This is a genomic window from Pseudomonas sp. GV085, from assembly GCF_003050925.1.
GTDB lineage: Bacteria > Pseudomonadota > Gammaproteobacteria > Pseudomonadales > Pseudomonadaceae > Aquipseudomonas.
Window position 1 is genome coordinate 138,384 of the sequence record NZ_QAOV01000014.1, and the last position, 25,753, is coordinate 164,136.

Genomic DNA, 25,753 nt, shown 5'->3' on the forward strand with positions numbered 1-25,753 from the left:
TCGCCTGACCGTGGCGTGACAGTTTCATTTCAAGGATGCGTGAGCATATGAGCAGTACGGGTAAATTCAAGGGCTGGCGCCTGACACTGGGGCTGATCGTGCTGCCAATGGTACTGGCCGCCGTTTACTACAGCTTTTTCGCCGTGGATCGCTATGTCAGCTCCGCGCAAGTGGTTGTACGCCAGGACGGCAACAACCCGGCGGCGCAAATGCCTGGCCTGAGCATGCTGCTCAGCGGTGCCAACCCGGCTTCCCGCGAAGAAACCCTTTACCTGCGCGAATACATTGTGTCGATGGACATGATGCAACTGCTGGAAGATCGCCTGCACTGGGTCGAGCAATACAGCAAGCAACGCAGCGACCCGTTCTTCTGGCTGGCCACCGACACCGAACGCGAAGACCTGCTCGAGTACTACCAGCGCATGGTCTCGGCTCATTACGACGAAACCACCGGCCTGCTGAAAGTTGAAGTGCAAGCCTTCAGCCCGGAACTGGCCGAGCAAATGGTCAAGACCATTCTGGAAGCCAGCGAACACTTCGTGAACGAAGTCTCCCACAGCATTGCGCGCGAGCAGATGCGCTTCGCCCAGGGCGAGCTGGAAGGCGCGAAAAAGAACTACACCAAGCGCAAGGAAGAGTTGCTGCGCTTCCAGAACGTAAACAAGGTACTGGACGGTAAAAGCTCGGCTCAAGGCCGTGCAAGCATCATCGACACCCTCGAAGGCGAGCACTCCAAAGAGCGCGCAGTACTCACGCAAATGAGCTACAAGCTTCGCCCGGATTCACCTCAGGTCGCGCAGCAACAGCAACGCGTCAACGCCATTCGCGAACAGCTGAATGCCGAAAAACGCCTGTTGGTATCTGCGCCGGATGGTGATCAGCTCAACGTGGTGGCTTCGCGCTTCCAGCAATTGACTCTGGACGCCGGCATCGCCGAAGAGACCTACAAGACCGCCGTTGCCGCGCTGGACAACGCCCGTATCGAAGCCAGCAAGAAGATTCGCACCCTGGTCACCGTGGTCAGCCCGAACACCCCGCAAATGGCCCTGTATCCGGAGCGCTGGTACAACCTGGCAACCATCTTCCTGGCCCTGCTTCTGCTCTACGGCATTACCCGCTTCCTAATTGCATCGATCGAGGATCATCGTGATTAAATCCATTTCCGGCCTGCCCCTTCGCCCCCTGAACTTGAACATGCGAAACAGCGCTGTTGCGGGTTTGATGTTCGTGACTTTGACGTTGGCAGGGTGCAGCGGCACCCTGTCCGGTGCTGGCCCGTACAAGGGCGACATCGAAAACAAAAGCCAAAACGCTGCTTATAATCTGGTGGACATAAACGCCAACACCATAGCCCCATACATGCGCGGCACCGTGCGGCCAGTGCAGTCGACTATTGCCAAACCGGTTGCCACCTCGGCCAAGCTAATGTCAGGTGACACCCTTAGCGTGCTGATCACCGACAATGCACCGGAAGGCTCGGCCGTGTTTGCGCCTCTGTCCACGGGGGGTACCCAACTCAAGACCCGTATTGACGACCAGGGGATGATCTCCCTGCCCTACGTCGGCCGTCAGTTTGTTGCCGGCATGAGCCTCAACCAGGTTGAGGACATGATCCGCAAACAACTGAAAGGCGTAACTACTGATGTGCAAACACACGTCGAACTGGTTGGCGATCTGTCGGGTTCGGTACTGGTAGCCGGCGCGGTCAAATCCCCCGGCCGCTTTAGCACCCTGCAAGGCCCGCTGACCTTGCTTGATGCCGTCAATCAGGCCGGCGGCCCCGTGCTGGAACCGCATCTGGTGAACGTCACGGTGCGCACCGGCAACCAGGTTCAGCAGTTCAACTATGAAGACGTTCTGGCCGGCAACAATATGGTGCTGCATCCCAACTCAGAAGTGGTGCTAGACCGTGCTCGCCAACGTTTTGTTGCCATGGGCGCCGTCGGCGAACCAGGCCTGAAAGACTTGCCAGCACAGAACACCAGCTTATTGGATGCACTGGGCAGCGTCGGCGGCTTGCGAGAAGCCAATGCCAATCCGGAAGGTGTATTTGTATTCCGCATGGGTGAAGGGGCAAACCCGAAACCAACAGTTCTGCGCTTGGACATGCGTGATCCGGCAGCGATGTTTTTTGCCCGTCAAATCATGATCAAGCCGGATGACACCATCTACGTGACCAATGCTGCAGTCTACGAGTGGCAAAAGGTTATTTCGCCAATCGTACAGACTATGTTGTTAGGTAATGCCACGGGGGCTTACAAGTAAGCACTTGAACCAGGGGCAAGGGATCGCACCTTCTTCTGCCGGCCAATGTTGTTAATACCCCCCGATACTAACAACGAAATCGTAAAGCATATTGCACAAGCCACCCCCTATACATCGAGCGTCACTTAACCTGCGTACGCTCGACACTACCATGTCTACGGACAGACACTCTTCCAGGATGAAAGATGCGCTTCCAGAAAGCATTATTTATGTCAAACTTTGGTGTCGACATGGGTTTGCCCGAGTTCCGAGTTGGCTCGTATGCGACCTATCTTTTGCCATTCAGCAAGGTTTTTGAGAAAGCCACTGGAGGCGAAAGCAAATTTCTATTGGGTTCTCATACCCTTGACCTTCTTAACCGAAAAAGCAAGGTTACCGAAATCAATGCAAAAAATAGCTTTGTTGTAAAGGGAACCGAATATGCCAATCTTTTTGGATTGGGGGATGACTTTCTCCTTGAGAGCTATAACGACAACTTTGAAGAAAAAGAAGAACGATATACAACCTACTTTAAAGGCTTGTTCGGTAACTGGCAACCAGATGTAATTTTTTGCTGGGAGTTCCCAACAACCTTCTTTAGAAGATTATTCCCGCAGGCATTGGTACTGGATATCATGCCAGGGGCATACATGCGACCACCCTACCCGAAAACCATCAGCGTAGATCCAGTCGGCCTGTATGCAAATTCCTTCCTCCAGAACTATGATGAATCCCAGGACTTTAGCGTACTCGATGACACTAACGAATTCCTGAAAATCCGCGATCTGTACAGCCATTATTTCAATCATGACACAGACGTCAAAGATGTAATTCTGGACCTGGTTGATCCAAACCGAAAATTTGATAAGTACTGGTTAGTACCAATGCAAATCTCGGGCTATTTTGGATTTTATGAAAACTGCAAATATAAAGATCAATTCGAGTTCCTGACTGACGTACTGGAAAAAGCGCCGAAAAATGTTGGAGTAATTGCTACCCAATACATCGGCAGCCTAGTATCTGAAAAAACACTAAACAATCGCAACCTTGGATACATTCGCGGTCTGTACCAAAACTTTTTGTACAGCACTGAGTTTGAAAAGCTAGACAATATCTCCCAGTACATCGCACCATGGGCTGATAGCGTAATAACCGTTTCCAGCACACTTGGATTCCAAGCACTGCTACACGGTAAAAAATTAATATCTCCGTCAACATCGCATCTATCTTATATCTCTTCAGATTATGAAGAAAGTTCGCGCAAGCCAAACGAAAACCTCATCGCCTCACTGTTTTGCCGTCAGAATATACTCGTCGAAAAGATTTTGAATGACACCGGCTACTTCAAATCCATCCTGACAGGTTTGGATGGGCGGAAAAGTGATTCCGCAATAGATGTATTGTCCGCCCTTCCAAAGCCGACGAATCTTTACAAAGACTACCTGTCGCTTTCTCCATTCAGTGGCGCGGACAACCAGATCAAAAAAATGGGTGGAATTGTAAGCAGCAAGAAAAATTCGCTACGCAGTTTGCTTGATCGCATCGAAAAACACGAAATCGTATCGTTTGACATCTTCGACACCCTTCTCAGAAGAACCGTATTCAAACCCGAAGACGTATTTGTGTTAATCCAGAAAAAACTGGAAACAGAACACAAAGACTTGCTACCACCTGTCTTTGTTAAACGATTCCCTGAACTTAGAATCGGATTTGAACGCCAGCTTCGTAAAGAATATGACCAACTGCACAACACTACAGATGTGTACGCAGAAAAAAACGAAGAGTTCTATACCGCCGAAGTATATCAGCGCATGCTGTCATCTTTTGGGCTAAGTGCCGAACTGTCTCAGCAATTACTTGAAATTGAGCAAGAGACCGAGCACTCAGTTCTTGAGGCACGCTCGCTTGGTAAGGCATTGTATGATTTTGCCATTGCCAAAGAAAAACGTGTACTGCTCATTTCCGACTTCACCCACAATGAACTATTTGTGAGTAAAGCACTTCAGCAGTGTGGGTATACAGGATACGAAAAGTTATATGTATCTTCTGAAGTAGGTTTGAAAAAGCACTCTGGCAACCTATTTAAGCACGTCATCGAAGATCTTGAAATCAAGCCAGAATCAATTATTCACATTGGTGATAACTCTACTGGTGATTTCCTACGCGCCATAAACAACTCAATATTCCCGACAAAAATACTTGCAACCAGAGAACGCGTAAATCACGTTTTCAAAAATCGCGGCCTGGATCTCGCCGTATTCGATCAAAGCTTTTATTTGCGCACAGTAGCCAACCTGTACGCAGAAGAATACTATGATGCTCTGTTGGTAGCAGGCGACAAACCTGTAGAAAGCGCAAAAGAGAGACGCGATCTCTTCTCCACCCCAAGTGAATTTGGTTTCTTGGCATTAGCCCCGGTTATCTATGAGTTCACTAAGTGGATACTGGATAACGCAATAAAGCAAAACTGTAAAAAAGTGCTGTTTTTTGCCCGCGACTGCTTCCTGCCTTACGAAATTTCCAAAAAACTTGTTGAAAGCATTGAGAAATATCGTGACCTCCAACCCATCTATCTTGCTGTGTCCAGAAAAGCACTAACATGCCTAAACCTGCATCAACCCGATGATTGCTTCAAAGTCCGTCTGGATGACTTCTCCCGTCATAAGACACTGGCCGAGCTATTAGATAGCAGATTTAAAATCGACCCGACCCGAGTAAGTGATTTGCACCTCAACAAGTGGAATATTGATAGCGTTCAAACGCTGGTCAAAGACACTACTCTGGGGGCGATCTACGGGCTAGTACATGAATACCTCAAAGACGACTGGCAGGCATGGAACGACGTTAATGGTGTATCCAAAGTAGCCTTCAGAACGTATCTCGAAGAAAATGGCGCGCATGAATCAGATGATGTGGTAGCTGTAGACTTCGGATACAAAGGTTCGGCTCATTCTGTGGTATCCGAGTATTTCTCAAAGAAATTCATCCCTCTATTCTTCATGACATACAATGGAGAGATGGGTAATGATCCGTACCCAGAAGCGAAAGCATATCTCTTCAACAACATGAACGTCAGACATAAAGCATGCACACCGCTTATTTCTCACAATTTGATTATTGAGACATTAATAAACGAACCTTTGGGCAGCCTCAGCGCTTATACTTTGATTGACGGAAAAGTCCAGCTTGAGCGCGAAGAGTTCGAAAGCGACGCACACACAATAAAAATCCGAGCCATACACAATGGCGTGCTTAACTTTAGTGACCTATGGATTCAAAAAATAGAAAAGCTCAATGCACCCATTCAACTAGAAAGCAACTCCGCCACTTACTTGCTTACCACATTCCTCTCGCGCCCAGGAAATATTGACCTTGAAATTCTAAGAGGTCTCGTTTTTGACAATGCATTCGCAGGCGCAGACAACACTTACATTCTTTCCCCACGCGGGGCAAACGACAACGACATCTGGAAAGAAGGCTTGGCGCTTGTTAAGAGAAATGCAAAACCGGTAAGTGCCGCTTCTACAGCAGCGACTAATGTCAAAAACATCACAACGGCAATAGTTAAAGCAACTGCTCCGATTGTTAAAGCAGCTTCGCCCGCAGACAATTCAAAAAACAATAATAGGCCAACCATCGCGCAATCTAAGCGAATGAAAGAGTTGAGCCATATCGATGAAAAAAGCTATAAGTCAGTAAAGTCTTTGCATCGAACACAATTTCTGCATGCGCTTTCCTCGATCGCGTACCCAGACAAACAATGCATTATCGACAACTCTTTAATCAACCTGGTCCCATCGAAAGGCAAAAACTATGTTGCCATCAAATTTCTGAAAGAGAACGGTGGTATCTGGAGCTCAAAACTATCGCTAAAAGACAAACTCTATCTATCAGCCTCTAATTTCAAAGGGAAATAGTGAACACGGCATGCGCAGTGAAAACTGCGCACACCTCCATCATATATACTATTTATAATACCCATAAAATGGCGCGCCAAACCACCTTGGTGATAACCCTGGCCAAGACTGGCAAAAAAAATCAGGCTAAGACCAGTTTTGACAGGTGCAATACTTTCAAATGCTACACGTACTGGATCCAATTTTTGGCAAGAAATAGGATCAGTTCTCGCCTGCCCTCACCTCCCTCGCATACCTGAACGTCTCCTCAGTTTTTCAGGACATCGAACTGATTGCTCGCCTAGGCGCTGTCTCGGCTACTTTCAGTAATTTATGCTTTCAGACGAAGATGTGATGCCGTTTATTGAGGCAGCAGACAACATTCGCGTACGATGTCAGCTATTTAGGTTTCCCGGACGCTGCCGATACAGCCTTTTAGGAACCAGTTTTGGGCTGGCATGCATGGACTGCTCTGAAAGAGAGTCATACTTCATGACCACGATCAATAATAATTTTTATAGCTTTTCGAGGACGGTAATGCAGGATCAATTTAAAGCAAAGTTTTCAGGCCAAAGTAAGGTTGTATATGAAAAGCCCTGCATTGCGAATCAAGCAACAACCATAATCGGACTTTGTGAATTTGGTGCATACAGCTACTTTGGGGACGGCAGCTTGATTGGATCTTGCAAAATCGGGAGATTTTGCTCTATCGCACCAGGAGTAAAAATTGCGCTCGGGGAGCACCCTTTAAGTAACATTTCTACTCACCCTTTATTCTTTGCATCCAAGAATGGCTTTCAGGTCCCAGATGGAATTGGCACACCGAGAGACCTCAGAGAGAAAAAATACAGTGCAGCCGTAATTGGAAACGACGTTTGGATTGGTGCCAACGCTGTGATTTGTCGGGGGGTGACAATTGGGAATGGTGCTGTTGTTGCCGCTGGAGCAGTCGTAACTGGAGATGTTGAACCTTACTCTATAGTTGGCGGCCTTCCAGCAAGACACCTAAAATACAGATTTGACGAAGAAACTATAAATATTTTACAAAAAAGCGAATGGTGGAACTATAAAGTTGAAAATTTTGTAGGACTTCCAGCATCAAACCCTAAACTTTTTGCAGAACAACTTTCCTTGATTGGAGAAAAAGCAAATTACGTTGTTATATCCGAGAGCGGCAGAGACGGAAAAACCGTATTGTCACCGGATATAAAAACACCTCCCGAAAAAAACACAAATTAATTCCAGATACTACATATCTACGCTTTCCAATTTTCAAGCCCGCCATACGCGGGCTTTTTTATGAACAAAGAGAAGCCAATATTCAAACAAGAAAAACCGCAAGCACACCAACACCAAAGTGTGGCAGCAACACACATTCCGAAAGATGACGCCAAGGCGTCATCGCCACCATGCTTACACATTAAGTTTATACAGAACGCAGACTCAGGCCTGGCTCTGATGATCCCACGTCGTGAGAATGCTCAGTAATCAGTCGAAAATTTCCACCACACCCACTACAGCGTTATCGCTATTGGTAACCGCTAGGGCACGGATCTTGTTATCGAGCATGTACGCTTCTGCTTCCGACAACTGTGCATCATCCTTGATGGTACGCGGGTTGGCGGTCATGAAGCTGGCGACGCTTTCACGCACTACCCCTTCATTTTCCAGCAGCGCACGGCGTAGGTCACCATCAGTGACGATACCGACCAAAGCGCCCTTATCCATGACCACGGTCAGACCCAAGCGGCTTTGGGTCATCACCAGTAGACAGTCGTGGAAGCTGGTGCCCGGCGTGACGATTGGTGCCGGCGAGTGCATAACGTCGCTGACGCGGGTCAGCAGCTTGCGCCCCAGGCTGCCACCCGGGTGGTAACGGGCGAAGTCCATCGGCTTGAATTGAATGGCTTCAATCAAGGCCACAGCCAAGGCATCACCCATTGCCATGGTTGCAAGGGTGGAGGTGGTCGGTGCCAGGTTGTTCGGACAAACCTCGCGCTCGACAGAGATGTCCAGCCAGATATCCGCGTGGCTGGCCAGGGTCGACTTACCGTTGCCAGTCATGGCGATGATCTTGTTATCGAAGGACTTTAGGCTCGGGATAAGCTTGATGACTTCTTCGGTTTCGCCGCTGTAGGAAATCAGAATCAACACGTCGATCGGCTTGAGCATGCCCAAGTCACCATGGAAGGCTTCGGCCGGGTGCAGGAAGAAACTCGGGGTGCCGGTGGAGGCGAAGGTCGCGACCATCTTTTGCCCGATCAAACCGGACTTGCCCATACCGCACACGACGGTGCGGCCTTTGCAACCGAGGATCAATTCAACGGCCCGCTGAAATTCGCCGTCCAGGCGTTCTGCCAGTTGGCTGATGGCTTGCGCCTGGGCGCTGAGCGCTTCTTTGGCAATTGGAAGGTGATTCATGGGAAATCGATCGATCCTTGATTTAAGTGGCGCGTATGTTAACGACTCAATAGCCTGACGGAAACTAACGTTATATCAACCCAGGGAAAATAGTCACTTTTCTGTGTCGCCGAGAGCTCGAACATGGCAGTTGCCGGTTGGAGATTTTTGATGTCGCCCCATTTTGATCGACTGTTACAGAAGGTACGCAAGGACTCCTCGCCTTTCAGGTGCCAATAGTCATACCGCACGACTCAACGCCGGCAGTGCCCCTCCTCTGAGCAACACCCAATGTTTGTAGGTCATTTCCCACTTTTTATCGTTATAAATTGTCGACTTTGTATTATCATCCGCCCCACTTATGAAAGAGCGTTGCCTGAGACGCTTTGGATTTTTTGCGCGTCTCGCAAGCGAGTGCGTCACCTAGGGATACCTGCTGTTTTTCATGGACAAAAACCTCCTGAATCGGCCGTGCTTGCTGGTGCTGTCTAAAGGCGCCCAGCAAGTTGCCACGCTCCCCGCCCTGTTGCCCGACTATCGATTACTGCCTGGTTCGACTCGTGACGTCGCTCAGGCCGATGTGTTGCTGGCGTGGGGTCGCAAGCCAAGCGCCCTGTTTGCCCAACGGGAAGCACAAAAAGCCGGTCTGCCTGTGCTGTCGGTAGAGGATGGTTTTTTGCGTTCGGTGGGCCTTGGTGCGGATGAGCCGCCGCTGTCGCTGATCGTCGATGACCTGGGCATTTATTACGATGCCGATAATCCGTCGCGCCTGGAAGTATTGATCCCGACATCCTTGGGTGAGTCTCAGACTCTCCGCGCCCGGGCCTTGCAGGCGAGCTGGCGGGAAGAGCGCGTTTCCAAGTACAACAGCGCCCGCATCGAACAATGCCATTTACCGCAACCTTGCGTTTTGGTCGCTGACCAGACCAAGGGCGATGCCTCACTTCAGGGCGCCGGCGAGGCTGATTTTGAGCGCATGCTCCAGGCTGCACTCGATGAGCATCCTCAGTGCATTGTCGTGGTGAAGATCCACCCGGATGTCGTGGCAGGCCGCAAGCAAGGCCACTTTGATCTTGAAGCGCTGAGCAATCGGCCGCGCGTCCATGTGATCAGCCGTAATGTTCATCCTGCCGAGTTACTGAGCGAAGTTCAGGCGGTGTATGTGATGACCTCGCAACTGGGCTTCGACGCGCTGTTGTCGGACGTGCCGGTGCACACTTTCGGCATGCCGTTTTATGCCGGCTGGGGTTTGACCGTGGATGCCCTGCCCGCTCCCGAGCGGCGCCAGCCGGTCAGTCTTGAGCAATTGGTGCATGCGGCGCTGGTGGAGTACCCGCGTTATGTCGACCCGGAGACGGGCGCGCCGTGCCAACCCGAGACTGTGCTGGCATGGCTGGGGTTGCAGCGACGGATGCGCAGTCGCTTGCCGCAGGACTTGCAGATGGTTGGTTTCAGCAAGTGGAAACGGCCGTTGGTGCTGGACTTTTTCAATGGTTCATCCACCCGGTTTGCCGCGCCTTCCAGACGTTCGAAGCCCCCTGCAATGGTGGTCAGCTGGGGTTGCCAGCACGACTCGGCACTGGCGCAACAGCACCACACCAACCACCTGGGCCGCGTCGAAGACGGCTTCCTCCGTTCAGTCGGCCTGGGCGCGAAGAAAACCCGGCCACTGTCCTGGGTGTTCGACGACCTGGGCATCTACTACGACGCCACTCGCCCTTCGCGTCTGGAGCAGCTCTTGCAGAACGAGTCGTGCCCGCCTGAGTTGTTGCGGCGGGCGGCGGCGCTGCGCGAAGCGATCTGCGCCGCCGGAGTGACCAAATACAACTTGCCCGGTGCCACGTGGAAACGTCCGCCGGGTGTCGAGCAGGTGATTCTGGTGCCGGGACAAGTGGAGTCCGACGCCTCGATCCGTTACGGCGCGCACCGCATCCGGCGCAATCTTGATTTGCTCAAGGCAGTGCGCGCCCGCCACCCGATGGCATGGCTGTTGTACAAGCCGCACCCTGAAGTGCTGGCCGGCACACGCGAGGCTGGCGAGGACGAAGAACACACCAGTCAATGGTGCAACCAGGTGGTGGGCGATGTGCCCTTCCACGAGCTGTTGTCCGAGGTCGATGAGGTGCATGTGCTGACCTCGCAATCGGGCTTCGAAGCCTTGTTGCGTGGCGTGCCGGTGACCACTTACGGCCAGCCGTTTTATGCCGGCTGGGGCTTGACCCACGATCAGGACCTCAGCCCGCAGGTCCAGGCGCGTCGCACCCGGCGCCTGAGCCTGGACGAACTGGTGGCCACGACCCTGATTCGCTACCCGACGTATGTCAGCCGCATTACCCGAAGATTCACCACCCCCGAACGTACGTTAATCGAGATTCAGAACTGGGATGAAGTACCTGCGCAAGGAAGAACTCCAACATGGCGAGAGATGATTCAGCGTTTGCTCCTTACTGTCTTGAGACCGTCGCCAAGGAAATTTTAGTTCCCATGCAACGCTCCAGACGCCTGGTATCGGTGAAACCACGCAACTCGTTCCTGTTTTTGCAGGGCGTCAGTTCACCGTTTTTTGCACGTCTGGTGCGAGCGCTGCGGGCCGAGGGACAACGGGTCAAGTCCATCAACTTCAATATGGGCGACACCCTGTACGGCAGCGGCACGCGCGTGTTTTGTTCGGCGCGCCCCGAGCAGTTGAAAGACTTCTACAGCCAGTGTTTCAGCGCCGACCAGATTACCGATGTGGTGCTCTTCGGTGACTGCCGCCCCGTGCATCAACCGGCGGTGGAGCTGGCCAAGTCTCTGGGGATTCGCGTACACGTGTTCGAAGAGGGTTACTTCCGCCCGTACTGGATCACCCTTGAGCGCAATGGCGTGAACAATCACTCGCTACTGCCCCGCGATCCGCAGTGGTATCGGGAAGTGGGCAAGTACATCCCGCGCTATCACAACGGCAATTCATTCCGCCTGTCCTTTGCCTCCAGGGCCTTCCATGATGTGATGTATCACGTCGGCGGCGCACTGAACAAAGTGGTGTTCCCCCACTATAAAACCCACGCCCCGTTCAACGCGGCCGTGGAGTATGCCGGCTACATTCGCCAGGGCCTGCGCCTGGTCAGTGCCAGGGGCCGTGACTCCGAGGTCATCAGTGAAGTGGCGCGCAACCGTCACCGAACCTTCCTGTTGCCGCTGCAACTCGACAGTGATGCGCAGATCCGCGACCACTCGCCCTTCAAGCATATGAAGGATGTGTTGAAACACGTATTGGGCTCGTTTGCCCGCCATGCCGGCAGCGATGCGCGGCTGGTGGTCAAGAACCATCCGCTGACACCAGGCATCGTCAACTACCACCGCATCACCCGCCGGATTGCCGACAAATTCGGCATTGCCGACCGCGTGGACTTCCTCGAAAGCGGCCACATGCCGACACTGCTGTCGCATGTCGCCGGCGTGGTCACGGTCAATAGCACCGTGGGCGGTTCGTCACTGATGCACAACGTGCCGACCATTGCCCTCAGCGACCCGATCTACAACCTCAAGGGCCTGACCCACCAAGGCGGTCTCGATGATTTCTGGGACAACCCGGAGCCTCCCGACTCCACCCTGTTTCAGCGCTTTCGCAGCACGGTCATTCACACCACGCAAGTCAACGGCGGCTTTTACACCCGCTGCGGCATCGACATGGCGGTGAACAATTCCCTGGAAGTGCTGATGGCCAAAACCTCGAAAATCGAACAGTACCTATGACGTCACGACAGTCTCCACGCTGCATTCTCATCACCGGTGCCACAGGCGGCATTGGTGGCGCGCTGGCACCCGCCTACGCGAAACCGGGGGTTACGCTGATCCTGCAGGGCCGACGCCTGGACCGCCTGGAGGAAATGGCCGCCCAGTGCCGCGCCGCCGGCGCCCGCGTACTGCTGCAACCGCTGGATGTTCAGGATCTGCAGGCCTTGCGCAGCTGGATCGGCGAGATCAGTGTCACCGAGCAGCCGGACCTGATCATTGTCGGTGCCGGGGTCAATACGTCCACCGGCGACAACGGCGAAGGCGAAGTCTGGGAGCTGTCCCAGGCGCTGATCGAAATCAACGTGCTGGCAGCCCTTGCCACGGTGCAGGCCGCATTGCCGGCCATGCGTGCCCGCAAGTCCGGGCAGATCGCCCTGTTCAGCTCGCTGGCCGGTTGGCGCGGACTGCCGGCCACACCGAGTTACAGCGCCAGCAAGGCCGCGATCAAGGCTTATGGCGAAGCCATGCGCGACCTGGTGGCAACCGATGGTGTGAAGATCAACGTGATCATGCCGGGCTACGTCGAATCGAAAATGTGCTTTGAAATGCCCGGGCCAAAACCGCTGCTCTGGACCCCGGACAAGGCTGCGCGACGGATTCAGCGCGGGCTGGCGGCGAACCAGGCGCGCATCAGCTTTCCGTTCCCGCTGAACCTTGGGTGCTGGGCTCTGGGGGTCATCCCGCCACGACTGTCGTCGATCATTTTGCGGTGGCTGGATTACGGTGCCTGATTTTTTGAATAACGTTTTTTGCTCGGTTGTAGTGCCTGGTTTTCTCCTGTCTTGCGCAATCGAAATGCTCCTGGTGCCGCGTACCGGCTGGTCCCGTCCGCTTCGCAGCTGGCTGTTGCATGGCGGTGCCTGGGCATTCGCCGTTGGCTTGCTGTACCTGATCAGCGGTCGCGCGTATTTCAGTGCGGTCAACGTGCTGGCGCTGTGGCTGCTGATCGTGCTGGTGAGCAACGCCAAATACCATTCGCTGCGCGAGCCATTTGTCTGCGCCGATTTCGAATACTTCAGCGACGCCATCCGCTTTCCACGCCTGTACTTGCCATTCTTCGGCATTGGCAAAGCCATCGGCCTGGCCCTTCTGTTTATCGCCTACCTGGCGTGCGGGTTGTATTTCGAACCGGTGGGCAGCAATGCTCGCGTCGTGGCTACGGGCACGCTGCTGGGCGGTTTAGTGCTGTTGATGCTCGGCGGCTTGAAGCCACTGCGCCCGACGTTCGACGCCAGCCTCGACCTCGGTCGCTGGGGTTTGGCGGCCAGTTTGTGGACGTACTTTATCGCGGCCCGGCGCCCGGTGGACCTCAATCGACTGCACTCGGCGTTTGCCGATGAGCTGCCACGCCCGGCGTCCGACACCGTGCTGCCGGACCTGGTATCGGTACAAAGCGAATCGTTCTTCGATGCGCGCAGGCTGTGGCCCGGCATCCGTCCACAGGTGCTCGGCCACTTCGACACCTTGCGGGCCGAGGCGCTGGCCCAGGGTCGTCTGCAAGTCGCCGCGTGGGGCGCCAACACGGTTCGCAGCGAGTTTGCCTTCCTCACCGGGATCAAGGTCGACCAACTGGGCGTGCATCGATTCAACCCTTATCGCCACCTGGCGCGACAGGGCGTTGCGAGCATCGCCAAGGCGCTCAAACGCCAGGGTTATCGCACGGTCTGCGTGCATCCTTATGTCGGCAGTTTTTATGGTCGGGACAAGGTGTTGCCTGCACTGGGCTTCGACGAATTCATCGACGTCCGCAGTTTCACCGAACAGCAAAAGGCCGGCCCGTTCATCGGTGACTGCGCGGTGGCGGACAAGATCAGCGCGTTGCTTGATGATCCGTCCCGTACCCAGCCGTTGTTTATTCATGCCATCACCATGGAAAACCACGGCCCGCTGCACCTGGAAAATGTCGAAGCCGACGACCTGCCGCAGTGGTTTGACCAGCCGCTACCAGAAAGCCTGCGTGATCTGGCTCCGTACGTGCGCCACTTGAGCAATGCCGACCGCATGCTCGGTCAGCTGCGTGAACATTTTCTGAGCCGCAGCACACCAACCGGGCTGTGCTTTTTCGGTGACCATGTGCCGATCCTGCCTGACGTCTATGGCGCCCTGGAGGCACCGGATGGCGATACCGAGTACTTCATCTGGTCCAATACTTCGCCGCGTGCCAATGCCTGCGCAGACCTCGGAGTCGAGCATCTGGCCAAGGCCTTTATCGACCATCTGGCCCCTACTGCCGATGACTGAAACCCGAGGTGAGCCGGTGCAGGTGGTTCTCGCGTCCAGCCTAGCGCAGCGCGACCCTGCGGTTGCGCGCTGGATCACCGCGGGGCGCGGCTCGTTGGCGTTTATCCTCGGCGATGAAGACTGCCGCCATCGCCTGCTCGCGCAGTCGATCAACTGGGACCGCGTCCTGCTGGCCTGTCAGGACGGCGCACCAGTGGGTTACGCCTCGTTCAAACACCAGCGCCGCGGACCATTTTCACCGGGCATCCGGCCATTCATTCATGAATTTGGGCGACTGGGCGGCTCGCTGCGTTATGGCCTGTTCGTGATCAGCGAATGTCGCGAGTGGTACTACGGTTTTTATCTGTACGGCTTGCATGTGCGCAAAGCCGCACGACGCCAGGGGGTGGCCAGTGCCTTGTTGCAGGTCGCCTTTGATCAGGCACTGAGCCTTGGCCATACCAAAATCGAGCTGGAAGTGCAGGTGAAGAACCTTGCGGCCAGGGCGTTCTATGCCCGCCACGCTTTCATGCCGAGACACACCTTTCCAACGAACTGGCTGAGCTGCGTGATGCCCTTCCCGACGGTCATCAACCTGCGCCGCAGACTATCGCCCCATCCATGAGCAGCCCGTAAATGAATCGATCCGTACCCCTTGAATCGCTGGTGGATGGTCCCGGCCGGGTGGGCATCATGTCGCAGTGGGTGATGTGGAAAGTCCATCATCTGGAGGAGTTTCTCGACCCCGAAGGTCAGCCTCATTGGCTGTGGCGACGCGGCCGGCAGCGCCCCGCAGGCTTGAAGGCGATTGCCGGAATCGGCTACAAAAGTTCCTCTGACCATGCGCGGGTCTTGTGCAAGCGCTGGGGCATTCCCTACGTCGCACTGGAGGATGGCTTCCTGCGTTCATCTTCGCTGGGCGTCGAAGGCGATACGCCGATGTCGATGGTGGTCGACCCCATTGGCATTCACTACCTGGCCGATCGCCCGTCACGGCTGGAGAACATCCTGCAAGCCCCGCAGACCCTGAGCGCTTCGGAGCAGGCGACCGCACGGGAGCTGATTGCCCTGATGCGCAGCAGTGGCATCGGCAAATACAACAACGCACCGGACCTGAGCGACGACGACCCGCTGGGCCGTGACAAGCCGCTGATTCTGGTGGTCGACCAGACTTATGGCGACTTCTCCATCCCAGGCGGCGGGCTGTACGAAGCCGATTTTATCCGCATGCTCGACGAAGCACTGGCGCAACACCCCGAGGCGGACGTGCGGGTGCGGATTCACCCGGACTGCATCAACGGCCACAAAAAAAGTTGCCTGCTTGACGCCGCTCTTGCCCGCGGCGTGACGCTGGAAAGTCGCCATGTGTCCTGGGCCTCGCTGGCGCGCCGGGCGCAGCGGGTCTATGTAGGTACCAGTCAGGCCGGGCTCGAGGCCTTGATTCAAGGCATCCCGGTCACCTGCTTCGGCTTGCCGTTCTACGCCGGCTGGGGCCTGACCGATGATCGCCTGGCAATCCCCCGTCGCCAGGCACGACCGAACCTTGAGCAATTGGTGGCGGCGGCGTACATCCGCTATTGCCGCTACGTCGACCCGCTGACCGATCAGCGTTGCGATGTCATGACTGTGGCCCGTCAACTGGCCCGGCAAAAACACCAGGACAGCCAGTTCGCGGGGACATTGACCGTGCTGGGTGTGCCACACCGACAGCGGCCGGTGATCCGGACCTTGCTCAAAAGCCGGTGGGGCCGGTTGACGTTCGCCAGCGATAGTGCCGGGCTGATGCAATCCGTAGTCGGCGAAACCGGCAAGCTGTTGGTGTGGCGAGCCAGCGAACCCGGTGATCTGCAATCCCGTGCCGAGGCCCACAACGTGCCGCTATGGCGCATCAGCCCGGGCATGCTGCAATCACCGGGTGGCGATGAGCAACCACTGGTTCAGATTCGCGGCCTGCCGTGCAGCCCCCATCAAGCCCGGGAGTACAACTCCCATTCTAAAGCCGGCCTGCTCGACCGCTGCGCACGTTATCGACAAATTCACCGCTACCTCAGACGCATGTTCTGATCCATTGCTGGCGAAGGCGCCTTTGAAACTTGTAGTGCGCTTTCGGCCGTCTTCGCTGGCAAGCCAGCTCCTACAAAATCGTGCGCATACCGTCACTTTTCGTGTCCACACATTCCCTGTAGGAGCCGGCTTGCGCCTACTTGCGTTATAGCTTTTTCAGCTCCTGCGCGACGACGGCGACGGTCTCGGCGATTTGCTCGGGGGTGTGCAGGCATGACACGAAGAAGCGTACGCGGGCGGACTTTTCCGACACTGCCGGGTGCAGGATCGGCTGGGCATTGATGCCGCGTTGGGCCAGGGCGCCGGACAGTTGCGTGGCCTTGAGCGAGCTGCCGGTAATCACCGGAATTACCGCCAGCCCGGTGCTGGTGCCGGTGTCCAGTCCCGCCTCGCGGGCCAGGGCCAGAAACTGTTGGCCGCGTGCCTGCAAGGTCGCCACGCGCTCGGCATCCGTGGCCATGCAGCGCAAGGCAGCCAGCGCAGCGGCAGCCACCGAGGCCGGCATGCCGACGCTGTAGAGAAACCCCGGAGCCATGAATTTCAAGTGTTCCACCAGTGCCGATTCACCGGCAATGTAGCCCCCACAACTGGCCAGCGACTTGCTCAGGGTGCCCATCCAGATGTCCACGTCCCGGCCGGCCAGGCCGAAGTGCTCACGAATGCCCTTGCCATTGGCGCCCATCACACCCAGGGAATGCGCTTCGTCGACCATAAGGAACACCCGGTGCCTGTTTTTCAGCTCGACGAATCGCGGCAGGTCCGGGTAATCGCCGTCCATGCTGTAGATCCCTTCAAGCACCACCAGGACCCGCTCGAAATGCTGGCGCTGATCGCCGAGCAGGCGGTCGAGCGCTTCCCAATCGTTGTGGGCAAAGCTGAGCCGGCGCGCACCGGACAGTTGAATCCCTTGCAGCACACTGTTGTGGATCAGCTCGTCATGCACCACCAGATCACGGGGGCCGAACAGGTAGCCAATGGTCGTGACATTGGTGGCATGACCGCTGACGAAGGTGATGGCGTCATCGACCTCATACAGGCTGGCCAGTTCGGCTTCCAGTTCACGATGGATCGGTCGGTCTCCGGAGACCAGGCGACTGGCCGATACCGACGTGCCGTAATGATCGATGGCAGCCTTGGCAGCCTCGGCAATCGCCGGATGCCCGGAGTAACCCAGGTAGTTGTAACTGGCAAAGTTGACGAAGCGTCGGCCCTGAATCGTTGTCTCGGCACCCGCCAGGCTTTCGTGCAACTTGAAGAACGGATTGGCCAGGCCGATGCGCGCCGCGCCGTCGCGCATGATCCGCAGTTGCTGGTAACCGGGGTGCTGATCGAAACGATAGAACTGCTCCGGTACTGCCCGGGCATTGCGCCCAACCTGCGCCAGCGAGGCGGGTTGCGCCCCCTCGCTGCTCTGTCGCTGGCGCCGTTCCAGGGCTTGCTGGATCAGCTTGTCTTTCATTGAAGCGCCAAGCCCGGATGAAGGTTTAGTGGTCATAGTCAGTGTCAGTCGATCAAACGGGAAAGGTCGGAGCCCTGGTTGCGCACGCCTTCGCTGACCAGGGCCAGTTCGGCCTGGGACAGATCGACGCCATGGCGCGCCAAAGCATCGGCGGTCAGTATCTGCAAATTGTCTTCGCTACCGGAATCCGCCTCGGCGTCCTGGTGGCTGCGCAGCAGTTCGAGGATACGCACAGTGAGTTTGGCGATGCTTGAAGTTTCACTCAGCTCCATCACCGGCAAGCGAATGCCGAAGCGCTCTTCGACCGCGACCACCAACTCCACACTCATCAGCGAGTCGAGCCCCAGCTCCTGTAGCGGACGGCTGCTGTCGAGCTTGCTGGCAGGAATGCGCAAAATCTCACTGATTTCCTGCTTGAGCATTTCGGCGAACAGTTCGGTGAGTTCCTGATCATTCATTTCCGCCAACAGGCGCTGAATGTCATCGACATCGCTCTCTTCGTCCTGCTCGCCGCTGTGCAGCCTGGCCAGTTCAGTGAATTTCGGTGTACCGGCCGCCGGCAAGAAACGCGACAAGGCCTTCCAGTCGAGTTCCAACACCCCCAGCCCGGAACGCCGTTGCAGCAACAGCTTCTCCAGGGTATCGAGGGCCGCTTGCGACTGCAGGGCCGCGCCGCCCATACGGCTTTGCAGGGCGTCCTTGATGTCCTGGTTGCGCGCGAGGAAACCGGCGTCATCAATCGCGCCCCACAGCACGGCGGTCGCCGGCAGCCCTTGCAACAAGCGATGACGCGCCAGTGCTTCGAGCCAATGGTTGGCCGCCACGTAGTTGGCCTGCCCCGGGTTGCCGAACAGGGTCGTGGCCGAGGAGAACAGCACGAAGAAGTCCAACGGCAAATGGGCCGTCAATTCATGCAGCAATTGTGCGCCTTTGGCTTTGGGTTCAAGCACCCGTTGCAACTGCTCCTGGCTGAGGTTGCGGATCAGCCCATCGTCAAACACGGTGGCCGCATGCACGATGCCCCGCAACGGTGCCCTGGAGGCTTCGATGCTCGCCAGCACGCTACGCAATTGAGCGCTATCGGTGATATCGCAAGCCAGCGCCTGCACCTCGATACCTTGCTCGCGCCACGCCGCCAGCGACGGCTGCGCTTCTTCGGTAGCAGCACCGCGACGACCGAGCAGCACCAGGTGACGCGCGCCCTTCTCCACCAGCCATTGCGCGGTACGCAGACCGAAACCGCTGAGCCCGCCCGTCACCAGGTAGGTGCCGTCGGCGGCCAGTTGCAAGGCCTGAGCCTGCGCCGCCGGTGCGTGGAAAACCTGCTGGATCGGTGTGCGGTAGGTGACGACGATCTTGCCGATCTGCCGCGCCTGCTGCATGTAGCGGAATGCTTCGACGACTTCATTGGCATCGAAGGCGCGATAAGGCAGCGGGCTCAAAATGCCGTCGCGGAACAACGCCATCATTTCGCCAAACAGCCGACGGGTCAGCTGCGGACGTTCGCTCATGAGCTGGTCGGCATCGATGCCAAAGTAGCTGATGTTATTGCGGAACGGCCGCAGGCCGATCTTGGTGTTCTGGTAAAAGTCGCGCTTGCCCAGTTCGAGGAAGCGACCAAACGGCTTGAGTACCCGCAGATTGCGATTGATGGCCTCGCCCGCCAGGGAGTTGAGTACTACATCCACGCCGCGGCCATCGGTAATGGCCAGGATGTCATCGGCAAACGCCAGCGAACGCGAGTCGAAGATATGCTCGACGCCCAACAGGCGCAGGAAATCGCGCTTCTCGTCGCTACCCGCCGTGGCGTAGATTTCGGCGCCGCACCATTTTGCAATCTGGATCGCGGCAATGCCGACGCCGCCCGCTGCACCGTGAATCAGGATTTTCTCTCCCGGTTCAAGCCGCGCCAGGTGATGCACGGCGTAATACACGGTGAAGAAAGTACTCGGAATGGTCGCCGCCGCTTCAAACGACATGCCTTCAGGAATGCGCGCCACAGCATTGGCGTTGGTGATCAGGCGATTGGCGAAGCTCGACGGACCAAAACCGACGACACGGTCGCCCGGCTGGAAATCACCCTCGACCATCGCCCCTTTACCACGCACCACACCGGCAAACTCGAAGCCCAGCGTCGGGCCCGAGAAGCCATTTTCGATCGCTTCATCAGACAGCAGACCCAACGCGTACATAACATCGCGGAAGTTCAAACCCGTGGCCTGAACCTCGATATCCAGTTCATCGTCTGCCGGCACCAGCGCCGCTCGTGCTTCCCAGCGCAGATTGCGCAACTGCCCCGGCAAATCGAAGCCGAGCTTGACCTGCGTCGGCGCATCCAGCCGCGCACTGCCTGGCAACTCATCGGGCTGGATTCGTAGCCGTGCGACATACCGATCGCCCGCCGCGCTGATCGCCAGTTCGGTTTCTTCATCGGCATTGAGCAGTGCCGGCACCAGGGCCTCGACGCCAGCGCCAATCGCCAGATCGAGCAGACGAACTCGACAACCGACTGCTTCGTTCGTCAACGTCCGACCGAAGCCCCACAAGGCAGCATCGGCGATGCCTTGCACAGTCGTATCCAGGCGGGTGCCTTGCGGTAACAAATGGATGGCGGCGCCGGAGGTCAGCAACCAGCAATCCGCAGCGACGCCGGCCGATTCACAGGCTTGCGTGATGGCTGCGGCGTGCATGCAGCGGTCAGCCTGGGCATCAAGCCCTTGGGGTGCGAACAGGCCCGCCAGCATTACCACGTGTTGAGGCAGCGCTGGACGTTCACGTAACTGTTGCGCCAGATCCGATGCCGAGCCAGGCGCGAGCAGCGCGGCCTCTTGACCTTGCTCGCGCAACATCGAGGCGAGTGCCCGGGCAAACGGTGCTTCAGGACCTTGCCCATCGGCTACCAGCAACCAGCTCTGGCGCGGATACTCACGTGCAACCACAAGGGTCTTCGCGGAATTTTCGGCGGCTACCAACAGATAGCAGCCAGACGCCGAGTCCGCAATGAACTCCAGCGGCTCGGACACCTTCAGGCCATGACGCCGCAATTCCTGTTGCCAGAATCCCGGGGGCTGTTGCACCGCTAACGCCTGTTGCCCCTGTCGGGCCAGCCACCAGGAAGGTTCGGCGCCAAATGTGAAGTCCGCCCAACGTGCAGGGTGTTGCGCCAACAGCAGCACTTCACCATTGGCACACAGCCTTGCAGCGCCATGTTGCAAGCCTTGACTGACAGCTTCCAGCGGTGCCAGGTCGGTGGCGACAAGGACCAGATCGAAGTCGTTCGCCGGCACCCGAGCGATTTTTTCCGACGCCTCCAGACTCAGTATCTGAAGCTCCGGGAGCTCAGCCTGAAGCATCGATGCAATTTCAATGTTCTGCGCAGAGTACTGATAATCGACCCGGTCAAAATCCAGGCCGACACACAAGTCTGCCGCCAGTGGTGCCCCCTCGAAACCGAGTTCGAGAATACGCAGGCGCTGCCCGTCAGGCAGAGCGCTCAACCGTTGGGCGATATGTTCTCGCAGACCGCCCAGCAACGCTTGGTGACCGGACGCGCCGAGCACCAGGCGGGTCAATACGGCAGGCGTGGTTTCCCGTGGCAGCAGTTGCGCAATCTTCACCTGACCGCTGATCAGCTCCAGCAGATGCATGCCGATCCGGCCGACCGAATGAATGATCTGGAAGTGTTCGGGATAGCTGCTGAACAGTTCCTGCCAGATGTCTTGCGCACTCGCTCGCTCGCCTTGATCGGCAAGCTGCCAGCCGCCATTGCCTGTCGCAACCAGGCTGCCATCCTCCAGCGCTTGCTCAAGAAGATGCTCAAGATAACCTCCTGCTTCCCAGGTGGAGCGCTGCCGCAGCGTCAGCTCACCGCCCAGCTTCTCGATGGCTTCCAGCACGAAACTGCCACACAGGCCGTCGAGCAAAGGGTCGACTTCATCGGCATAACGGCGCAATCCGGGATCATCCGCGATAGCGCAAAGGTGCTGCTGCAGCTGCGCCTCCAACCGTGAGTCCGCCAATGGCAATGCGCGTTCATTCGCAGGATAGGGTTTGGCAACCCCGACAAAGTCCACCAGTTTGATGTCGCCACGGCGATCCTTGTGCAGCCGAACCCCACGAAAGCGGACGTCCTTGATGCAGATGACCGCGCGACCATGGACGTCGTACAACGTGAAGTCCGCCAACAGGGAATGCGCTGAACGTCGTACCAGAGTGACCTGGGCCAGACAAGGCGGCAGGCTGCCAGCAGCGAAGGCGATACGCCCAAGTTTCACCGGGATAAAGGCCAGGTCTTTGCGGCTGTCGGCCTCCTGGTCCAACAGTTGGGTGATCAACTGGAAGGCACCGTCCAGCAGTGCCGGATGCACATTCAACGTTGCGAGTTCAGCCTCGATCGGGGCCGGGACCGTCAACCGCGCCAACACCTGGTTGCCGTCGATCCAGCCTGCTTCGACGGCTTGATAAGCCGGGCCATAATTGAGACCCACCGCACGGGTCAGCGCCAGGTGCCCGGACGAGGTGAAATCAGGAGCGCGCGCTGGAACGACTGGAGCGGTGCTGGCCAGCAACCCGCCGCGCGCTTCACCCACAAGCCTGGCAACCACATGCTGCACCCACGGCTCAGCCTGGGCAGTGCTGCGCGACACGATGGAAATGGCACCGTCGGTGGTGTCGATCATCACCCGGACCTTTTTGCTGAAATCCGAGTGAAGCAAGAGCGGGCTGTGAATTTCCAGCTCTTCGATTTCCACATACTCACCGGGTTGATACTGCAATGCAGCAGCGAGTGCGACTTCGGTGAAACCCGCGCCCGGGAACAACACCGAGTCGCCCACCATGTGGTCGCCCAGTGACGGGAACAGTTGCGTATCCAGGCGATTGTCCCAGGTGAACTCATGCTCCGGCAGCAGATAACCCAACAGCGGATGGACGCGCTCTCGGCTCAGGTGGCCGGAAGACTCGGGCGTGTCCGTGTGCCAGTGACGTTCGCGCTGCCAGGCGTAATTGGGTAATTGCACGAAACGGCCGGGTTGAGGAAACAGGCATTGCAGATCGATGTCGACACCGACAATCAGTACCTTCGCCAGCGTACGATCAATCATCTGCGGATTTTCTTCACCACGCAGCACCGTCGGGATCACCACCCCTTCCAGTTCCTGGCTGGCCATCGCATCGGCCACATAGGCACGCAGGATCGGGTGCGGGCCGATCTCCACGAATACGTTGTAGCCCTGCTCGGCGAGCGCCTCACTGGCGGACTTGAACAGCACCGGATAACGAATGTTTTTCCACCAGTACCCGGCGTCCAGACATTCACCGGCGAGCACGTCGCCGGTCACGGTCGAATACATTGGAATTCTGGTGTGACCCGGGACGATGTCGCTCAACACGTCGATGACTTGATCGGCGATCATATCCATGGCCGGCGAGTGGAACGCATAATCGAGACCCAGACGGCGAACGAATACCTGACGCTCGGTCAGCGCGTGCTCCAGGGTTTCCAGCGCCGCCACCTGGCCGGCGACGGTCGCCCCCTTGAAACTGTTCTCGCCGGCGACGACCAACTCGCTGTCCAGGTCGAGCGTCTTCAACAGGCTCGCAGTGTCCGCCCCCGACAACCCCACCGCCGACATGTTGCCGCAACCCTTGGTCAAGCCTTGCAGGCGACTGCGATGGTAGATCACACGAGTGGCGTCGTTCAGCGTCAGTGCTCCGCATGCCCAGGCGGCAGCGACTTCACCCACGCTGTGGCCAATGACGGCCACCGGTACTACGCCTTTTTCGGCCAGCATGCGGGTGACGCCCACTTGCAATGCAAACAACGCCGGTTGCGCAAATTCAGTCAACTGATAGCGGTCATCGCCCAGCTCGACCGCCAGTTCGGCGATCAACGAATAGCCGGATAGCGCATGAAAAAACGCGTCCACCTCGGCAACCGCCTGACGGAAAACCGGATCGGCCAGCAACGACTTGCCCATGCCCTGCCACTGCGATCCATTGCCGGAGAAGACGAACACGGGCCCTTTTGCCTGATCCAGGACACGGCCACTTTCCAGTACCGCCGACAACGCCGGAACGCCCGGTTCCGTGACGAAATCCAGTAGCGTCTGAGCGCTGCGTTGAGCATCCGCACCGACCACCACCACCCGTTGCGGGAGCAACTCGCGGCGAAACATCGACTGGTAGGCCACGTCGTAAAGGCTTGCCGCATCCGGCCCGGACAAAAATTGCGCGAGCTGTTCGGACTGGGCCGCCAAGGCCGCGTTGTCCTTGGCAGAAACAATCAGCGGCACTGACTGACCCATCTGGCGCGGGGCCTGCGGCGCCTGTGGCGGACTTTCCAGGATGACGTGGGCGTTGGCCCCGCCGAAACCGAAAGAGTTGACACCGACCACCAGTTTTCCGCTGGGTTTGAGCGCTTGGGTTTCAGTGACCACACTCAGGTTGAGGTCAGCGAAAGGAATGTTCGGATTGAGCTTCTTGATGCCGATGGTGGCGGGCACCTTGCGTTCGATCACGCAATACAGCGCCTTCATCAAACCGGCGACACCCGAGGCTGCCTCAAGGTGCCCGATGTTGCTTTTGATCGAACCGATCAGCAGTGGCTGATCCGCCGGGCGCTGCTGCCCCAGCGCCTCACCGATAGCCCGACTCTCGATAGGATCGCCCACTGGCGTGCCCGTACCGTGAGCTTCCAGGTAGTCAATGTCTGCCGCACTGATGCCGGCACTGTCGTAGGCCTGCTTCATCAGGGCTATCTGCGCATCCGCGCTCGGGACGGTCAAACTCGACTTTCGCCCATCGGTATTAGCCGCACTGCCGGCAACGACCGCGAGGATCTGGTTTGCGTCCTCGATCGCCTTGTCGTAATCCTTCAGATAGAAAAGCCCCGCGCCTTCAGAACGGACATAGCCATCTGCAGACTCATCGAACACATGACATTGCCCCGTGCGCGACAACATTGAAGCCTTGGAAAAGATCAAGAAGCCAAAAGGGTGAAGATGCAGGCTGACACCACCGGTGATCGCCTGTTCGATATCGCCGTTCTGAATGGCCTGGCAAGCCTGGTGAAAGGCCATCAGGGAGGAAGAGCACGCCGTGTCGATGGCCATGCTCGGGCCTTGAAGGTCATAAAAAAAAGATAGCCGGTTGGCCGCGATACTGAAGGTATTGCCGGTGGCGGTTGACGCATCGATCGTCGACATGTCGTGCGTCAGGCGATAGCCGTAGTCGACACTGGCGATCCCCAGGTAAACACCGCAATCGCTGCCACGCAGGCTCGACGGTTTGACACCGGCGTTCTCGAACACTTCCCAGCCAAGCTCCAGCAATAAACGCTGCTGAGGGTCCATGACCGCCGCTTCACGAGGAGAAATATTGAAGAATCCGGCATCGAAAGTAGAAATGTCGCCCAGGGAACCGGAAGCAAACGTGTACGACGTTGCAGGGTTTGCCTTGTCCGGGTGCAGGAACTCGTCCTTGGACCAGCGAGAAAAATCCGCTTGGGTAATAAAGCTCTGCCTGTCCAGCAGGTGCGGCCAAAAAGTTGCAGAAGTAGAGCCTGGAAAACGGAACGACGTCCCTATGATTGCAACTTTCTTACGCATTGCTACTCGCCCTATTCATCCCCAGCCCTTTTCCAAAAGCTGAACAACAATCAAATTCCATTAATCTAAATGCAGGAAACCCG

Annotated in this window: 13 protein-coding genes; 10 read left to right on the top strand and 3 right to left on the bottom strand. The window is 56.8% G+C overall.

Features of this window, described 5'->3' with window-relative positions; translation table 11 throughout:
- Nucleotides 1-47: 47 nt before the first annotated feature.
- From C8K63_RS25260 to C8K63_RS31120, 4 genes are all read left to right on the top strand, one after another.
- On the top strand, nucleotides 48-1,154 hold the full coding sequence (locus tag C8K63_RS25260) for an ABC transporter permease (protein WP_108219152.1): 1,107 nt from the start codon (nucleotides 48-50) through the stop codon (nucleotides 1,152-1,154).
- Between the two features lie 40 nt (nucleotides 1,155-1,194).
- Nucleotides 1,195-2,265, top strand: coding sequence for a polysaccharide biosynthesis/export family protein (locus C8K63_RS25265; protein WP_108219179.1), 1,071 nt, complete (start codon nucleotides 1,195-1,197; stop codon nucleotides 2,263-2,265).
- Nucleotides 2,266-2,450: 185 nt separating this feature from the next.
- Nucleotides 2,451-6,161, top strand: a complete 3,711-nt coding sequence (locus C8K63_RS25270; RefSeq protein ID WP_108219153.1) for a hypothetical protein — start codon at nucleotides 2,451-2,453, stop codon at nucleotides 6,159-6,161.
- A 471-nt stretch (nucleotides 6,162-6,632) separates the two neighbouring features.
- Complete coding sequence (locus tag C8K63_RS31120) at nucleotides 6,633-7,379, top strand: CatB-related O-acetyltransferase (RefSeq protein WP_305889178.1); 747 nt, start codon at nucleotides 6,633-6,635, stop codon at nucleotides 7,377-7,379.
- Between the two features lie 249 nt (nucleotides 7,380-7,628).
- Here the strand turns inward: C8K63_RS31120 and C8K63_RS25280 are convergent, their stop codons facing one another.
- The gene (locus C8K63_RS25280) at nucleotides 7,629-8,561 is read right to left on the bottom strand and encodes an SIS domain-containing protein (protein WP_108219154.1); all 933 of its coding nucleotides are present in this window, start codon (nucleotides 8,559-8,561) and stop codon (nucleotides 7,629-7,631) included.
- Between the two features lie 424 nt (nucleotides 8,562-8,985).
- On the opposite strand from C8K63_RS25280, the gene C8K63_RS25285 reads away from it, so the two are divergent.
- From C8K63_RS25285 to C8K63_RS25310, 6 genes are all read left to right on the top strand, one after another.
- The gene (locus C8K63_RS25285) at nucleotides 8,986-11,019 is read left to right on the top strand and encodes a capsular polysaccharide biosynthesis protein (protein WP_108219155.1); all 2,034 of its coding nucleotides are present in this window, start codon (nucleotides 8,986-8,988) and stop codon (nucleotides 11,017-11,019) included.
- 5 nt (nucleotides 11,020-11,024) lie between these two features.
- Nucleotides 11,025-12,278 carry a capsule biosynthesis protein gene (locus C8K63_RS25290; protein ID WP_177413329.1) on the top strand — a complete coding sequence of 418 codons (1,254 nt, stop codon included), beginning with the start codon at nucleotides 11,025-11,027 and terminating at the stop codon, nucleotides 12,276-12,278.
- Nucleotides 12,275-13,051, top strand: a complete 777-nt coding sequence (locus C8K63_RS25295) for an SDR family NAD(P)-dependent oxidoreductase (RefSeq protein ID WP_108219156.1) — start codon at nucleotides 12,275-12,277, stop codon at nucleotides 13,049-13,051. The genes C8K63_RS25290 and C8K63_RS25295 overlap by 4 nt, the downstream gene beginning before the upstream one ends.
- A gap of 64 nt (nucleotides 13,052-13,115) precedes the next feature.
- Complete coding sequence (locus C8K63_RS25300; RefSeq protein WP_108219157.1) at nucleotides 13,116-14,561, top strand: LTA synthase family protein; 1,446 nt, start codon at nucleotides 13,116-13,118, stop codon at nucleotides 14,559-14,561.
- The gene (locus tag C8K63_RS25305; protein ID WP_158273961.1) at nucleotides 14,554-15,165 is read left to right on the top strand and encodes a GNAT family N-acetyltransferase; all 612 of its coding nucleotides are present in this window, start codon (nucleotides 14,554-14,556) and stop codon (nucleotides 15,163-15,165) included. The genes C8K63_RS25300 and C8K63_RS25305 overlap by 8 nt, the downstream gene beginning before the upstream one ends.
- Before the next feature lie 11 nt (nucleotides 15,166-15,176).
- A complete protein-coding gene (locus tag C8K63_RS25310; RefSeq protein ID WP_108219159.1) occupies nucleotides 15,177-16,604 on the top strand; it encodes a capsule biosynthesis protein in 1,428 nt (475 codons plus the stop codon).
- A gap of 145 nt (nucleotides 16,605-16,749) precedes the next feature.
- Here C8K63_RS25310 and C8K63_RS25315 read toward each other — a convergent pair whose 3' ends face one another.
- Both C8K63_RS25315 and C8K63_RS25320 read right to left on the bottom strand, forming a co-directional pair.
- Nucleotides 16,750-18,099 (bottom strand): aminotransferase class I/II-fold pyridoxal phosphate-dependent enzyme, encoded by a 1,350-nt coding sequence (locus C8K63_RS25315; RefSeq protein WP_108219160.1) that lies wholly within the window; start codon nucleotides 18,097-18,099, stop codon nucleotides 16,750-16,752.
- Between the two features lie 8 nt (nucleotides 18,100-18,107).
- Entirely contained in the window at nucleotides 18,108-25,670 is a 7,563-nt protein-coding gene (locus tag C8K63_RS25320) for a type I polyketide synthase (RefSeq protein WP_108219161.1), read from the bottom strand.
- Nucleotides 25,671-25,753 lie beyond the last annotated feature (83 nt).